Below are 15578 nucleotides of genomic sequence, written 5' to 3'. Positions count from 1 at the left end.
AAGGCTCCCCATTGAAAACGAAATTTCTTATTCATTGTCCTGGCACTACCTTAACGTTTTGCTCATTCAGTTTCAAACCGAGCTCTTCCGCCTTTTTCCAAATACGGTCATAGGTAGATAATTCATTTACTTGTACTGATAAGTCAGTATTATTTTTTATAGTAGAGTCAATTTCCTTTTCCATTAGTGCAATATCTGTAGTAGTTGCTCGCACAGCGCTTTCCGTTTGAATAATCATGACAGATAAAGCAGTAACTATTGCTAACAACCCGACTAATAGTATTTTTTCTCCTTTAGAAATAAGATTATTACGTTTTTTCGCCTGCTTCTGTACCTGTGGTTGTTCAGTGTAAGAAGGGCGTGGTATGTATGTTTGTGATTGCTGTTTACGTAAAGCCATTTAGACACTTCCCTTTTCGATTAATTTTTCCACAATACGTAACTTAGCCGAACGAGAGCGATTGTTTACTGCCAACTCTTCTTCCGAAGGGACTATCGGTTTCCTTGTAACCACTCTTAACATTGGCTCCATACCAGCTGGAATCATTGGTAAATTTGGTGGTAACTCTGGTAAAGAAGATGCTTCTTTGAAAATTGTTTTAGTTAATCTATCTTCTAAGGAATGGAAGGTAATAACACTTACTCTTCCTCCTACTTTTATAAGCTTAATTGCATCTTCTAGTGAGTCTTCTGCTGCACCTAATTCATCATTTACAGCAATTCGGATCGCCTGGAAAATTCGTTTAGCAGGATGTCCACCCGTTCTTCTAGCAGCAGCTGGAATACCTTCTTTTATAAGCTCAACAAGTTGGAAAGTGGTAGCAATTGGTTCAACTTCTCTTGCCTTCTCAATTTTGCGCGCAATTTGTTTAGAAAACTTTTCTTCTCCGTAACGGAAAAATATCTTAAGTAATTTTTCATATGGCCAATCATTGACTACATGGTAAGCAGTTAACTCACTTGTTTGATCCATTCGCATATCTAACGGGGCATCGTAGTTATAACTAAACCCTCGCTCCGGTGTGTCTAATTGGGGAGAGGATACACCTAAGTCATATAAAATCCCATCAACCTTTTCAATACCAATTTGGTTAAGTTCATCTTTTAGATAACGAAAATTTGCATGGACAAAGGTAACTTTGTCTAAATAAGGTGCAAGTTTTAGCTTTGCATTTTCAATGGCAGTCATATCTTGATCAAAGCAAATTAGTCTACCTTTTTCGTTTAACTGTTGTACTAAGTATTCACTGTGGCCAGCTCCGCCTAGCGTGCAATCCACATAGATCCCATTAGGACGAATAGCTAGTCCATCTACTGTTTCTTTTAGTAATACGGTCGTATGATGAAACAAGCGTTTCTCCTCCTCTTAATAAAATACATCTTGGCGTATTTATTCCTAGTTAAACTTCTTTAACTCTGAAATCCAAGACATTTGTCTAGACTTTAATGCAATCCACCGGGACAAACCCAGTTAGATAAGTTATATATCAAAGCCAATCATATTTTCTGCAATATCATTGAAAGAATCCTCAGACTCCACAAAATAATTTTCCCAAGCATCTTTAGCCCAAATTTCAAGCCTATTTGACACTCCAAGTACGATACATTCCTTATCCATCTTCGCATAACTTCTGAGATTACTCGGAATGTTGATACGCCCTTGCTTGTCTATTTCTACTTCGGTTGCACCGGAAAAGAAAAAACGAGTAAATGCTCGAGCATCTTTCTTCGTTACAGGAAGTTCTTTAAGTTTGTCTTCGAGTTTTCGCCATTCATTCATAGGATAACCAAATAAGCAATTATCAAGACCACGTGTAAGGACAAAACTGTCATCTAAGTGTTCTCGAAATTTGGATGGTATTATTAACCGTCCCTTTGCATCAACGTTATGTTGATATTCGCCCATGAACATGCTACTCACCCCACTTTATGTCATTAACATACCACAACGCCCCACTTTCCTCCACCGTTTTTTTAAAAACAGGACGATATTTCTTTAAAATGTGTAATTAGTACTTGTTGAGACACGTTTTCTAGTAAATTCTACAAAGAAATCCTATAACTTTGATACATGAAAAGTTTGGAAAAGTTCCTGTGTTTATTGCGATTTCCAGTGAAATTATGAAGGAATTATCTTAAAAGTGGGGGCAAGTGACAAGAATCCAAGCGAAGGAAGCTCTATTTAGTCGTTAGTTGGAATATTGGTACCCTAAGTTGGGATTCTGGCACGTTTAGTTGGAATCTTGGGCTCTCTAGTTGGAAAACTGTAAAACAAGAAAAAAAATCCCCACTAATGAAAGTGGGGATACAAATTATAAATAAATCACGTGATGTTTACCATTAAATTCATATGGTACTTTTAAGAGCTGTTTAATCAGAGATGGACCATACTCATTCATCAATTGAATCGGTGTATATGTTCGTTCTTGAAGACCATCGTTAGGCATTAAGTTCATACTAATACGATCATAACGATTAGTAGTCGCATCTAACTTACTAAGGAATGTATCTTCAATTGCGTTATTAATAAAATTCAATTGTTTTTCATGATTTTTAAAATTCTTTTGTACTAATGGAGATAACTTCAAACCGTCTTTCATCAAAAGTTGCTCCAACTTCCCGTACTTTTCTATAAGATCTGCTTTTATTTCCTCTATCAAGCGAGGAACTTCCTCGTTACGATTGCTATTTATATAGTGCAACTTAGCATCTTGTAAAGATCCATCCCACACATCTTCAATCGTAAAGGATAACTTTTCTAATAAGGATTGCGTATTTGCATTGACTATCGAAATACTAATACGGGGCATTAGAACTGGCATTTTCATGTCAAACAACTCAAATGCTGTTTTTAATGCGCCCCAGTATGCAATCTCGCCTGGTCCAGCAATAAAGCTTAGCACTGGAAAGACCATTTCCTGCATGATTGGTCTAGTTACCACATTATTGCTTAACTTCTCCGGATGTTCTCTTGCAATTTCCATCATCTCGTCCAATGTAAATGAGATTCCCTTTGCCTCATGAACAAATTGATTGTTCACTCTTTCTAATAAGAAACGCTCTCCTGCTTCAACATAAAACAAATGAGCCGCTGACTCTTTTGCTTGTATCGGTGTACCAAATCCTTCAAGTGCTATTTTTTCTTCATGCTCAAATACTACTTTAGCTAGTTCTGAAGAATGTAATATTTGAAGTTGAAAATAATCACTTTCCAATTTTCTTAATGGCTCATACGCAGCGTCTATTAAGAGTAAACCTTCCTCTTGAAATAGTTCGTTCATCAAGGCTGTGAAAAAGCTTGTATACGTTAAATTATTATCTAAAAGCTCTAAAACATTAGATTTAAGATCTTTCGTATATAAGGTTTCGGGTAAACTTTTGAAAATTTCATCTAAATACTCTTTTATTAACTGGTGGTCAAAAGTAGCTTCAGATGCAATTTTTTTCGTTCGAGACTTTTCTGGATAAACAAGCTTTTGAAGTGTTCGGCTTCTATCTATGTATACATGATTTATCTCATCGATATCATGATCTTCTCCAGCAATCCAAAAAACAGGTATAACAGGTACTCCTAGAGTTTCTCTTTGTTGTTTTGCCAATGTAATAACCGAAATTGCTTTATGAATTGAATATAACGGTCCAGAAAGAATCCCTGCTTGCTGCCCGCCTATAACTACAACCCCATTGTCTTTAAGTTCATTTATATGCTGACTACTTTTTTTGGAAATACCATATTCACTCATATAAGAAGTAATTACATCAGCAAGCTCAGTTCTTTTATGTTTAGTAAAATTAGCTTCTTTAACCCTTTTGTTAAGTGCCTTTTGGTTCCATTCATAATGAAAGAAAGAAGATAAATTAGCTACATCCTCCAAATATTTCTTATAAAATGAGGAAGCGAATGGTTGTGTGTACTGCTCTAATCGCACGTTTTTTCCACCTCTATTATTTTCAAGTTCATTTTGGCGAAAATTCACCAAAGCTATCATTTTAAATACTTTAAGAGTATAACACTTACTATATATGTGTAAAAATTATTAGCTTATATAAGTTAAAACATATTGGATAACTCCGAATAACCATAAAAATGCATAAAAACAACATAATAGTAAAAATAGTATTCTCCAAATTTTCCTCAACAATGGAATTATTTCAATTTCTTTTTTAGAACGCCAGTCTAAACATGTCATAATCGTCGCTAGTATAATGGAAAAAATAATAAGATACCAACCAATCCCTTTCGAGAAAAGGAATGAGAACAAATTAGCCGTAGAAAAGTATAAAAAGAAAGTCGAAACATCAGACGCAATGCCAATTGATTTTTTTCTTTTATGTAAAACAAATTTACAAATGATAAATACAAGCAAAAACACGACTACTGGGTATATTACAAAAATCGAAAGAACATTAACGACGGTAATCACCTTCTTTGTTTATTTCACTTAGTAATAAATAGAATGCTTGTAAAATAGGCAAAGTTTTATTTCTTTGAGCGGCTTTCTCTATTATAGCTCCAACAATGGTATCTAACTCCATCATTCTCCCATTCTCAAAGTCCTTGAGCATAGAGGAACGATTTCCCCTGGTATTTTCGCACAGGGAGACAACCTCCTCCCATATAAGCCTTTCTCGCCAGTCATCAAAAGCAAACATCATTTCGTCATACATGCCTCTCAATATAGCTTTATAGGAGTCATTTTCAACTAGCTCCCCATTAGTCACTTGAGCAATAGTAGTCAAAGGATTAATCAAGCAATTTAACATAGCTTTCTTCACAAGCATCTGTTCGATATCACCGGTAAAGATCAAAGGGAATTCCTCGTTATTACCCTCCATTAAACTATTAATCGAAGCCCATTGCCCTTTATAAAACCCAATATAAGTTGGACCTATTCCTAAGTGTTGAACCGTGGAATTATTTATTTTCGTAGCACCATGTAATACAGAACCAATAAGGACAGTTTCTTGTGGTAACTTCCGTAGAAAAGATATGTGTGATAAACCATTTTGCAAAAACAGAAGAGGGATATGCTTTGGTAAAGAATTTAGCTTAACTTCTAAATGTGTAAGATGATGATACTTCACTGCAATAATAATAAGATCCATTTGTTTTAAATCAGTTATGTCCGAAACTATATCACAAGTAATTTGTTTCGGATTTTCCGTTTTCTTTTCTATGTATAAATGATGGACTTTACTAGTTTTTCTGACTAAAAAAGTAATGTCATGATCTGATTCCGACAAATATGCACCAAATAGGAGGCCTATCGCTCCTGCACCAACAATACCAATTTTCATAAGTCACCCCCAAGTTCTTTAATAAAACAGGTACTTTTTCACTCTTAAGAAAAACCGAAAAAAAGACTCTTGGTCTTCTAAGATCGGAGACGTAGATATGCTGTTGATTTCCGCTCCGTACGTTAATCAGTATTAAATTTGTTTTATTCATTCTTAAAAGTTCTATAAACCCAGTGTTATGGTAAATTAATATATACTTTCTCTTAAAAAAGGTCTACCTCTGGGGTAGACCTTAACTTTATCATTATTATACAGGAAGCACCGGATGTTTTCGAGGTGCATTTACTATTTGTTTATCTTCATAAAAACGTAGTCGATTTGCAAGTTCTGCGCGTAAATCGCTTGGTGCTACAATTTCATCGATGATCATTTCAGAAGCAAGTTTATAAATATCAATTTCCTCTTTATATTCGGCATGTTTTTGTTGAACGAATTTCAGACGTTCTTTTGGATCTTCGATTGCCTCAATTTTGTTTGAGTACACAGCATTTACTGCCGCTTCTGGGCCCATTACAGCTATTTGAGCTGTAGGCAAGGCAATGCACACATCCGGCTCAAATGCAGGACCAGCCATTGCATATAAACCTGCTCCGTATGCTTTACGTACTATAACAGATATTTTGGGAACTGTTGCAGAACTCATCGCTGCAATAAGCTTCGCCCCATGTCTTATAATTCCAGCACGTTCTACTTTCGTTCCTATCATAAACCCAGGAACATCAGCTAAGAATAGTAGCGGAATTGAAAACGCATCACACAGGGAGATGAATTTTGTAGCCTTATCCGCTGAATCTACGAATAGCACTCCACCTTTAGCTTTTGGTTGATTGGCAATAATTCCTACTGCTCTGCCATCAATTCGCGCTAAGCCTGTAATTAACTCAGGAGCAAACAACTTCTTCACATCAAAGAACGTACCTTCATCGATAATTGCTTCAATTGCTTCGTACATATCAAATGGCGCGTTTTGATTTTCAGGAATGATTGCTTCTAGTGTTCTTCCTTCTTTAATGGCTTTAGGTTCCACTTGTTTTGGTTTCTCCGTATAATTCGCCGGGAAGAAGTCCAAATAGCGTTTAGCCTCGGCAATTGCTTCTTCTTCTGTTGAAACAAGAACGTCCCCTACTCCACTGACTGTGCAGTGCATACGAGCTCCACCCATCTCTTCTAGCGTCACTTTTTCACCGATTACTTTCTCTGCCATACGAGGTGAGCCTAAATACATCGAAGCATTGCCTTCAACCATAAAGACAATATCACAAAAAGCAGGGATATAAGCTCCCCCAGCTGCGGAAGGACCAAATAATAGGCAAATTTGTGGAATGAACCCTGATAGCCTTACTTGGTTATGGAATATCCTTCCTGCTCCTCGTCTATTTGGAAACATATCTAGCTGATCGGTAATACGCGCACCCGCTGAGTCTACTAGATACAACATTGGTACTCTATTTTTTTCTGCTATTTCTTGGATACGAATAATTTTTTCTACAGTACGCGATCCCCACGACCCAGCTTTCACAGTGGAATCATTTGCCATGACACAAACAGTTTGCCCATTTACTTTACCGGTAGCAGTCACAACACCATCTGCTGGCAAATCTCCTGCTTCCACATTCGCAAAGCGACCATCTTCGATGTATTCCCCATTATCAAAAAGTAACGCTAAACGATCTCGTACAAATAATTTGTTTTGCTCTTTCATCTTTTCATGGTATTTTGCTTGTCCCCCTGAATAAACAGATGCCAGTTTTTCTTCTAATCTATCATTATACGCTTTTGTTTCTCCCACGTTGTAAAACCCCCTTTATTCAAACGTTACTAATACATCGCCTTCATTGACGAAGTCGCCTTCATTTGCATTGATTGTGGCAATTTTACCCGCTGTTTCTACTTCAATTGGAATCTCCATTTTCATGGATTCCAACACCATTACTACTTGTCCAGCTGCCACTTCTTCTCCAATTGCTACGTTTACGGTAAATACTGTACCTGCCATAGTCGATTCTAAATTTTTCATTTTGAAACTTCCTCCCTTTGTTTGTCCATCCATTCCCCTAAAACGGATGTTGAATACTCCCCACTGATGAAACTCTCATCATCCAAGAACTGTTGGAATAGTGGAATATTTGTTTTCACACCTTCTATTTTAGCAGAAGAGAATACTTTTTGTGCAGACTCTATTGCTAATTTTCTATTTTCTGCATGGATAATAACCTTAGAAATCATCGGATCATAGAATGGTGTAACTTTGTCACCTTCCGCATAACCAGCATCAATCCGGACATCCTCATCTGTTTCCCAATTTTGAACTGTAATAGTTCCAGGTGATGGGAAAAATGTTTTTGGATCCTCTGCATATATTCTAAACTCTATCGCATGTCCATTAGACTTTATCGAAGCTTGGTCTCTCACAGGTAGTTCTTCCCCGGCAGCAACTCTTAACTGCCATTCCACTAAATCGAACCCAGTGATAGCTTCGGTAATGGGATGCTCTACTTGCAGTCGAGTATTCATCTCTAAAAAGTAAAACTGATGATTATGATCTACTATAAATTCTACCGTTCCAGCATTTATATAATTTACAGCTTTCGCTGCATTCACAGCAGCTTCCCATAATTTCTCTCTTGCTTCTTGTGGGAAGTTCGGAGAAGGTGCCTCTTCTAGAACTTTTTGGTTACGACGCTGAACCGAACAATTTCGTTCAAATAAATGAACGATATTACCATGTGTATCCCCAAAAATCTGCACTTCAATATGTCTAGAGGAATCAATGAACTTTTCAAGAAAAACTACATCACTACCAAAATACGATTTTGCTCGTGTTTTAATCGATTCAAAATGTTTAAGGAGGGTCTCTTCATCGTCACAACGAATCATCCCTATGCCACCCCCCCCTGCACTTGCCTTAAGCATGATTGGATATCCAATCGAAGAAGCTGCCGTAATTGCATCTTCTACAGAAGCAAGTCCCGCTTCTGTTCCTGGGACAACTGGCACGTTTGCATTGATCATTGTAATTCTTGACTCGATTTTATCTCCCATTTTTTCCATTGTATCAGGACTAGGACCGATAAAAACTATACCTTCAGCCTCTGCTTTACGAGCAAAATCAGCATTCTCTGATAAAAAACCATATCCCGGATGAATCGCATCCACTTTTTCTCTTTTTGCAAGAGCGATAATATCATCTACTTTTAAATAGGATTGCTGAACTTGACTCGGGCCAATCTCAAAAGCATAGTCCGCTTCTTTCACATAAGGTAAATCTTTATCAGCTTCTGAATAGATTGCTACTGTTTCAATATTTAATCGCTTACATGTTTTAATAATACGTCTTGCGATTTCTCCCCTATTGGCGATTAATACTTTCTTCATCTTACTTCCCCCTTCGTTTGAACATTTCTCCCATCTATATTAGTCTATACGATTGTTGAAAGCGATTTCAACTAAATTCTGCTTTGTCTCCCCAGGAACAACAAAAGAAGCCCTATAAAAAGGCTTCTTTTACTTGCGTTCAATATGCGTAATACCTTGTTTAACCCAGTTTAAAAGCTGTTCATAATCATTTTTCAACAAATTGTATGCACTTGAAATTTCATTATAAGAATGCTTCATCTCATCGTAACTTTCCATCGCCAGTTGCAAATGGTTTTGAAGGGAGGAGGAATCTGCTGCTTCTTTAGTAGAATAAGAAGTTGGTTTATGTTCTTTTTTCATAATTTGAGGGCGTAGATTTTTGTTCCACCGGAATGCACAGGCTTGCTTAGATCTACCAAGTAATACACTTGCTTCTTGAAAACCAGAAATTTGCGTGTGGCCTTGATTAATTTTGTTCAAAATTATTTCTTTTAGAAGATTATCTTCTTCCTCAGTCCAACTATCTTTTCTCAATTTCACATTCATCTGGATCACCCTTTGCTTTTTTATTAATATATGCAAAGTGGGTGCAAATAGACTCTCATATTATTTCTTTTTAGATAAAAATGAATTGACCGCATCGTGATGTACTTCCTGCTCCCAAAGAACAGAACAAGTTCTTACTTCTTCCATAATTCTTTCGTATAATTTTGACTGCTCCCACTTACGTATTAATTGCATTTTGTATGCTCTTAATACAGTCTCATGAGGCACAATCATTCTTTGCACAAAAGCTTCAAGTGCTGTATATTTATGTCCTTCAAAAATTTCCGTTGCCCACCCAATAGTTTGAAGTTTGTCAGATGGGTAAGGTACCGCTTCAGTAAGCATTTGTAGAGTGTGATCCTGACGCATTCCTTTTTCCCATAAATAGGTTCCACCACCCCATCCAGAAGTAATGGCCAACTGACCTTGTATGAATCCACATCTTGCTTCTTTCTTTACTAAACGGTAATCACATAAGGTTGCAATCTCACAGCCTCCACCAACTGCAGTTCCGTTAACTAATGCTAATGTTGGAATAGTCATTGTAGCAACGTCATACAAAATAGTTGCCGCCTCACTTAACATTTCAAATGATTCTCGCTCTGTTTTCAACTTGTGAAGAACAGATAAATCACCACCAGAACAAAAAGACTTATCACCTGCTCCAGTAATTACTGCTAGTTTGATCGAACTATCATTTTTCACTGTATGTACTAGTTCTTTAAAACCTGCTAAGACTTCCATATTTATCGCATTATGAATTGCAGCTCTATTTATTTCAAAAATGATAATTTCATCTCTTTTTACTATAGTATAATCCATTTTCTGACACCCCTTTTTAAATTATATATAGAAAAAAAAGACTACCCAAGAGCCATGATCTCTTTGGTAGTCTTTTAAGGAACAAATACTGAATTATTTGCTCAATACTTCTTTCCCTTTGTATTGACCGCAAGATTTACAAATACGGTGAGCCAATTTCATTTCACCACAGTTTGAACAAGCAACCATACCAGGTACGGATAATTTAAAATGTGTACGGCGTTTTCTTTTTACAGTTTTAGAAGTTCTTCTAGCTGGTACTGCCATAGGTGGCACCTCCTTACAGATCTATTATTCGTCTGTCTGATCAAAATACTTCGCTAAATCAGCAAGTCTTGGATCTACTTTTGGTTGTTCATCTTCCTGCATTTCTTTAAGTTCTTCATCTGTTGCATAACTCCAACCATTTCCACCCTCATGTCTAAAGTGGTCTGCACCTTCTTTATACACTTGCATTGGAATTTCCAGAAGAATTAATTCTTCTAGAACTGGGTCAACGTTAATAACATCACCTTCTACTACATGAAAATTATCATAGTCGCTAGCAGAAGTTAATGCTGACTCAGACCAGTTGAAGATTTCATCAGATTCAATCTCAAATGGAAATTCTACATCCTCCCATGTGCGTGCACACGGTAAAATAAGAGTTCCAGAAAGCTGAAAGTGACAAGTCATTTGCGCTGCACCAAATGTGCAGTGCCCTTTTACGTGAACGGCTGAAATCCTTCGAACGTCTTGGTTCCGCTTCTTCACGTTTTCGAGTTCCACGAATTCATCTAAAGTTAGTCCGTTCTCACGATATTTAGATAGCTGATGAATTGTCCATTTCATACGATTATCACCTCAAGACAACAAAGTTGATTATATAATGACTGAATTTAGATGTCAAGATAATTTCTTGTCACTACAATATTTTAACATTATACTTGCATAAAAGAAAGGATTTGATTTGAATATGAAAGCAACTGGAATTGTTGTAGAATATAATCCATTTCATAACGGTCATTTACACCATTTACAACAAACCCGCATCAAAACAAATAGCGATATTATCATTGCCGTGATGTCTGGGAACTTTCTACAGCGCGGCGAACCAGCACTTGTTGACAAATGGACTCGATCAAAAATGGCCGTTGCAGCGGGTGTTGACTTAGTAATTGAACTTCCCTATGCATTTGCAACTGCCCAGGCAAGTGATTTTGCTAAAGGTGCTATTTTCTTGTTAGATGCTTTAAAATGTCATTCCTTTTGTTTCGGCAGTGAAGAGGGATCATTAGAAGCATTTCAAGAAACCTATAATCTATTATTAACCAAAAAAGACGAATATAATACGGCCATTGCAAGTTATATGAAAAAAGGTATTAGTTATCCTAAAGCGTTAAATGAAGCCTATAATGAAATTTCTGAAGCTACGACGGTTCGATTAGTAGATTTATCTAAACCCAATAATATATTAGGATACCATTACATTCAGGCTGCAAATCATTTAAATAGTGATATTAAGCCAGAGACAATTCAACGTGTCGTGGCAAATTATCATGATGATGCTCTGAAAACAGAAACTATTGCCAGCGCCACAGGTATTCGCAAATTGCTTTTTGAAGGCCAGAAACTTTCGGAGGTAAATGCTTTCATGCCTAGTACAAGCCTATTAGGATTAACAGAATGGGAAAGCAATAACAAATCTTTTGGTAGTTGGGAACAGTTCTATCCAGCATTACGATTACTAATAATTCGCTCCTCTAGAGAAGAGCTTGGTCAAATAGCAGAAATTACCGAAGGGATGGAAAATGCTATTTGGAAAGCGGCAAAAACACATACGAACTTTCAATCTTTTATGCAACAGATAAAATCTAAGCGTTTTACATGGACACGTATTCAGAGGATGCTAACACATATTTATACAGATTTTACTTGGAACCAATTGCGAGAAATCGATTTCCCCACATATATAAGACCCTTAGCAATGAACAAGAATGGACAGGCATATTTGCAGAGCATAAAAAAAGACTTGCAGCTTCCACTTGTAAGTAGAGTAGCCGCAAGTAAAAAAGATACACAGTTGCAATTAGATATTAAAGCTGCCGACCTCTACTACTTAGGATTACAGTCTTCGTATGGAGAATCTATGGTTGGAAGTGATTTTCGTATTGCTCCCATTATCGAATAGCTTATTTGGCCTTTAACTGATCTAAATACGCCAGAGCATCATCAATCGTTTTCACAGGTACGATTTTCATTTTCGTACCTATTTTTCTTGCAGATTTTAGAGCTTCTTCATAATTAGATGTCAAATCAGGATTATTTGCTAAAATAGTTGGATTAATATCATCATCAGGAGCGAACATTATTTCCATGTCTTTATTGTCCGCAGCTATGACTTTTAAATCTATCCCACCAATTCTTCCTACTGTCCCATCAGGACCCATTTCACCAGTGCCTGCTATTTTATAGCCCTTCGTAATATCTTCAGGTAATAATTGATTTAAGATTTCCAAGGTGAACATTAGTCCAGCAGATGGTCCTCCAATATCTTCGGAATTAATATGTACGACAGGAGTTGTTTCCACTTTTTTGTCTGCCGTATAACTAATTCCGATACTTGGCGTTTCAAGCACTCCAGGTATTGTTTTAAGGGATACTTCTTTATCCAACTGTTTTCCATCACGCTCAACCTTTAGACGAATGACATCGCCTTCTCCTTTGCCAGTTAAGTATGTTCTTATAGACTCTTCGGTTAATTCTCCGATATCATCCATTTGTAAAATTTTATCGCCAGCTTCTAATATTCCATCAGCTGCACTTTCATCCACCACGTTAAAAATAAATATTCCATTATTTGATATAGTGTAGGGCTTATTTGCTCGGTTAAATGCAACTGAAATAGCATTAAATTGAGAATTAGACATAAGCTTTAATTGACGAACATTATATTCTGTTTCATCTTCGTCTTCTTGGCGGATTTCATTTGCTTTGTATATTTTTTGGTTGTCCGTTATTTTGGCAAAAGCATAAGTAAGCGGGGTAGCTTTTGCTAGTGCGATTGTTAGGAGACTCAATGTACCCTCGTCATCCTGATCCCCACCATCTACTTCTACAAATGGTTCAAGTTCGTATGCACCACCTGGTTTAGAAATATAAGAGTCCATCGGATAAAAACCTAACGCTAACACTATTGCTACTATGAAAAGAAGGATTATCGGATTTCTCTTCTTCATTTAATTATCCCTCTCTTTCTACAACACATTTGAATATTAGTTTATCACTTCCATTTTTTTCTGACAAAATTTATGTGAACAAAGGATGAATTTTACATGCATAGACTAATAACAATCGGTAGTTGGGCACTTATTATACTTTTATTTTTACAGCCTGGCGTTGCCCACAAAGGTGCACTAGAAGGAATGAGGATTTTCACTACTGCTTTACTACCCTATTTACTCCCCTACTTAGTAATAACACAGCTATTTATTCGTTCTAAAAACTCGTTTTTAAATACTACGAACAAATATAAAATGTATTTAAATATTTATTTACTAAGTGCAATAGGTGGATTTCCAAGTGGAGCTGCAGTTATAACATCGTTAAAAGATATAGGTACTTTAAATAAAAACAATGCAAGTTGGTTGCTTGCGATATGCCACGCACCTAGTCCAATGTTCGTTATAGGCTTTGTAGGAATTGAAATTTTCCATGCAGAAATTGCTGGCATTAAACTTTTAATCATTATACATGCTGTGAATTTAGTTTTTTTGCTAGTATTTATTGTGTTATCTCCACCCATTCATCCAAGTACACATATTCAAAAGCCTTCTGAATCTCCATTCCAGGAAAGTATTAAAGAGACGTATCAAATACTATTGCTAATCGGTACTACGGTTATATTTTTTACTACAGTGAGTTTTATCGTATTTGAATCCGTCAAAGAAATTTTACCGAATATTTCCCCAACCTTACTTGTTTTCGTCGCATCTCTCTTTGAAATGACTGGTGGGATTAGCTTAGCTGGTGAAATGTTGTCAGGCTCCGCACTATTACCTTTAGTAGTTGCTTTTATTATTGCTTTTAGTGGTATAAGTATTCATATGCAAATAATCGTTCTTGCTCAGAAAGCAAATATCAGTATTCGTAAATACATTCTTTTCCGCTTTCTTCATATGCTAATAATTCCAGTACTGTTTTTCTTTTTATAACACTGTGAAATAGTAAAATAATAAAAGATACATAATCTGATATAATGTCTCTTTTAAGACTACAAAATCATATCTCTGTTTAGGCAGTCGGTAATATCCATACATTCACTTTGACTGCCCTTATCCTCTATTATCTTAACCCTTAGAGAGTTTAATAGAATAGCTTAAACTGCGTCTGCCTGATAACAGTACAACAGTATTATTCATTCTTTAAAGCGTTATGAATATTGTGCATAAGGCATTTTTATCTATATTTAAAAAAGAACCCTGCATAATCGCAAGGTTCTCTATTCATTAATATGTATTATATTTTTCTATTAATGCTTTCTCTACATGAGAGGGCACAAGTTCATCTATTTTGCCACCATACCTAGCAACTTCTTTTACGATACTTGAGCTCAGGAAGGAATACTGATTTTTGGTCATGATAAAGAATGTTTCTATTTTATTATTTAGTACTCGATTCATAGAAGTGATTTGCATTTCATACTCAAAATCAGAAACAGCCCGTAAACCACGAATAATAACACTTGCATTTACACTTTCAGCATAATCTATCAATAATCCTGAAAATGTTTGAACCTTGACGTTCGGCAAATTAGAAGTAGCATCTATGATCAATTGCATTCTTTCCTCCACAGAGAAAAGTGGATTTTTGGATGAGTTATTCAAAACAACGATAAAAACTTCTCCAAAAATAGATGCTCCTCGATTTATAATATCTAAATGACCATTCGTAATTGGATCAAAAGTTCCTGGCACTACTGCTATTTTTCCCAATTTAATTCTCCTCTTCTTTAAGGCAACGATAAATAGAGATGACCGTACCTCCATATATCTCTTTTTTCACTAGCTCAAAGTCACCATATGATTTTTCAAGTGTGACATTTTTCTCATGTTCACAAACAATAATAGCAGATTTACTCATACATCCTTTGTCTACTAATGATTGAACTAAGTCATAATACACTAACTTGTCATATGGAGGATCCACAAATAATAAGTCAATTTTGAGTTCTCTTTTCTCAATAGCCTTTACCGCTCTTGTAGCATCAGCTTTGAATATTTCACCAGAATCCTCCAAACGACACTTCGTCAAATTATCTTTTATAGTTTGGATAGCTTTTGGATCTTTTTCGATAAAAATACATGTATCAATACCTCTACTTAAAGATTCGATACCCAAGTTACCACTGCCTGCAAACAGGTCAACGGCAATACCTCCATCAAAATATGGACCAATCATATTAAAAATAGACTCTTTTACCTTATCAGTGGTAGGTCTTGTATTCATTCCAGGGACTGCTTTTAATGGCAGTCCTTTCCTCGAACCTGATATTACTCTCATAACTACACTCCAAT

General features: G+C 36.2%; 18 protein-coding genes. 2 read left to right on the top strand and 16 right to left on the bottom strand.

Annotated features, from left to right (window positions below; all coding sequences use genetic code 11):
* Positions 1–31: 31 nt before the first annotated feature.
* From ftsL to MKX53_RS05425, 13 genes are all read right to left on the bottom strand, one after another.
* Positions 32–400, bottom strand: a complete 369-nt coding sequence (gene ftsL, locus MKX53_RS05480) for a cell division protein FtsL (RefSeq protein ID WP_093535324.1) — start codon at positions 398–400, stop codon at positions 32–34.
* Entirely contained in the window at positions 401–1351 is a 951-nt protein-coding gene (gene rsmH / locus MKX53_RS05475) for a 16S rRNA (cytosine(1402)-N(4))-methyltransferase RsmH (RefSeq protein ID WP_340909724.1), read from the bottom strand.
* Positions 1352–1480: 129 nt separating this feature from the next.
* Positions 1481–1912 carry a division/cell wall cluster transcriptional repressor MraZ gene (gene mraZ, locus MKX53_RS05470; RefSeq protein WP_093535328.1) on the bottom strand — a complete coding sequence of 144 codons (432 nt, stop codon included), beginning with the start codon at positions 1910–1912 and terminating at the stop codon, positions 1481–1483.
* A gap of 400 nt (positions 1913–2312) precedes the next feature.
* Complete coding sequence (gene bshC, locus MKX53_RS05465) at positions 2313–3929, bottom strand: bacillithiol biosynthesis cysteine-adding enzyme BshC (RefSeq protein WP_340909722.1); 1617 nt, start codon at positions 3927–3929, stop codon at positions 2313–2315.
* A 108-nt stretch (positions 3930–4037) separates the two neighbouring features.
* Positions 4038–4424 (bottom strand): DUF3397 domain-containing protein, encoded by a 387-nt coding sequence (locus MKX53_RS19695; RefSeq protein ID WP_093535332.1) that lies wholly within the window; start codon positions 4422–4424, stop codon positions 4038–4040.
* A complete protein-coding gene (locus MKX53_RS05460; RefSeq protein WP_340909721.1) occupies positions 4408–5298 on the bottom strand; it encodes a 2-dehydropantoate 2-reductase in 891 nt (296 codons plus the stop codon). Before MKX53_RS05460 ends, MKX53_RS19695 begins: the two co-directional genes overlap by 17 nt.
* Before the next feature lie 247 nt (positions 5299–5545).
* Complete coding sequence (locus MKX53_RS05455) at positions 5546–7087, bottom strand: acyl-CoA carboxylase subunit beta (RefSeq protein WP_340909719.1); 1542 nt, start codon at positions 7085–7087, stop codon at positions 5546–5548.
* A gap of 15 nt (positions 7088–7102) precedes the next feature.
* A complete protein-coding gene (locus MKX53_RS05450; protein WP_340909718.1) occupies positions 7103–7315 on the bottom strand; it encodes a biotin/lipoyl-containing protein in 213 nt (70 codons plus the stop codon).
* Entirely contained in the window at positions 7312–8673 is a 1362-nt protein-coding gene (locus tag MKX53_RS05445) for an acetyl-CoA carboxylase biotin carboxylase subunit (RefSeq protein WP_340761864.1), read from the bottom strand. Before MKX53_RS05445 ends, MKX53_RS05450 begins: the two co-directional genes overlap by 4 nt.
* Positions 8674–8802: 129 nt before the next feature.
* The gene (locus MKX53_RS05440) at positions 8803–9201 is read right to left on the bottom strand and encodes a hypothetical protein (protein WP_093535342.1); all 399 of its coding nucleotides are present in this window, start codon (positions 9199–9201) and stop codon (positions 8803–8805) included.
* A gap of 60 nt (positions 9202–9261) precedes the next feature.
* Positions 9262–10023 carry an enoyl-CoA hydratase/isomerase family protein gene (locus MKX53_RS05435; protein ID WP_340909714.1) on the bottom strand — a complete coding sequence of 254 codons (762 nt, stop codon included), beginning with the start codon at positions 10021–10023 and terminating at the stop codon, positions 9262–9264.
* 93 nt (positions 10024–10116) lie between these two features.
* Positions 10117–10290 carry a 50S ribosomal protein L32 gene (gene rpmF / locus MKX53_RS05430; protein WP_090562877.1) on the bottom strand — a complete coding sequence of 58 codons (174 nt, stop codon included), beginning with the start codon at positions 10288–10290 and terminating at the stop codon, positions 10117–10119.
* 24 nt (positions 10291–10314) lie between these two features.
* A complete protein-coding gene (locus tag MKX53_RS05425; protein WP_093535346.1) occupies positions 10315–10854 on the bottom strand; it encodes a YceD family protein in 540 nt (179 codons plus the stop codon).
* Positions 10855–10978: 124 nt separating this feature from the next.
* On the opposite strand from MKX53_RS05425, the gene MKX53_RS05420 reads away from it, so the two are divergent.
* Positions 10979–12193: a nucleotidyltransferase gene (locus tag MKX53_RS05420; protein WP_340768679.1), complete on the top strand. Its 1215-nt coding sequence runs from the start codon at positions 10979–10981 to the stop codon at positions 12191–12193.
* Position 12194: 1 nt separating this feature from the next.
* On the opposite strand, the gene MKX53_RS05415 is transcribed toward MKX53_RS05420, so the two are convergent.
* Complete coding sequence (locus tag MKX53_RS05415; protein WP_340909712.1) at positions 12195–13241, bottom strand: SepM family pheromone-processing serine protease; 1047 nt, start codon at positions 13239–13241, stop codon at positions 12195–12197.
* Positions 13242–13337: 96 nt separating this feature from the next.
* Here MKX53_RS05415 and MKX53_RS05410 point away from each other — a divergent pair, with 96 nt between their 5' ends.
* Complete coding sequence (locus MKX53_RS05410) at positions 13338–14216, top strand: hypothetical protein (RefSeq protein WP_340909710.1); 879 nt, start codon at positions 13338–13340, stop codon at positions 14214–14216.
* A 294-nt stretch (positions 14217–14510) separates the two neighbouring features.
* Here MKX53_RS05410 and coaD read toward each other — a convergent pair whose 3' ends face one another.
* Together coaD and rsmD are read right to left on the bottom strand one after the other, a co-directional pair.
* Positions 14511–14996, bottom strand: a complete 486-nt coding sequence (gene coaD / locus MKX53_RS05405) for a pantetheine-phosphate adenylyltransferase (RefSeq protein ID WP_340909708.1) — start codon at positions 14994–14996, stop codon at positions 14511–14513.
* Position 14997: 1 nt separating this feature from the next.
* Positions 14998–15564: a 16S rRNA (guanine(966)-N(2))-methyltransferase RsmD gene (gene rsmD / locus MKX53_RS05400; RefSeq protein WP_093535356.1), complete on the bottom strand. Its 567-nt coding sequence runs from the start codon at positions 15562–15564 to the stop codon at positions 14998–15000.
* Positions 15565–15578: the final 14 nt, after the last annotated feature.

Source organism: Psychrobacillus sp. FSL K6-4615 (assembly GCF_038008225.1).
Taxonomy (GTDB): domain Bacteria; phylum Bacillota; class Bacilli; order Bacillales_A; family Planococcaceae; genus Psychrobacillus; species Psychrobacillus psychrotolerans.
Note: the sequence above shows the minus strand (reverse complement) of the source record. Positions and strands in the feature narration are given on the sequence as shown.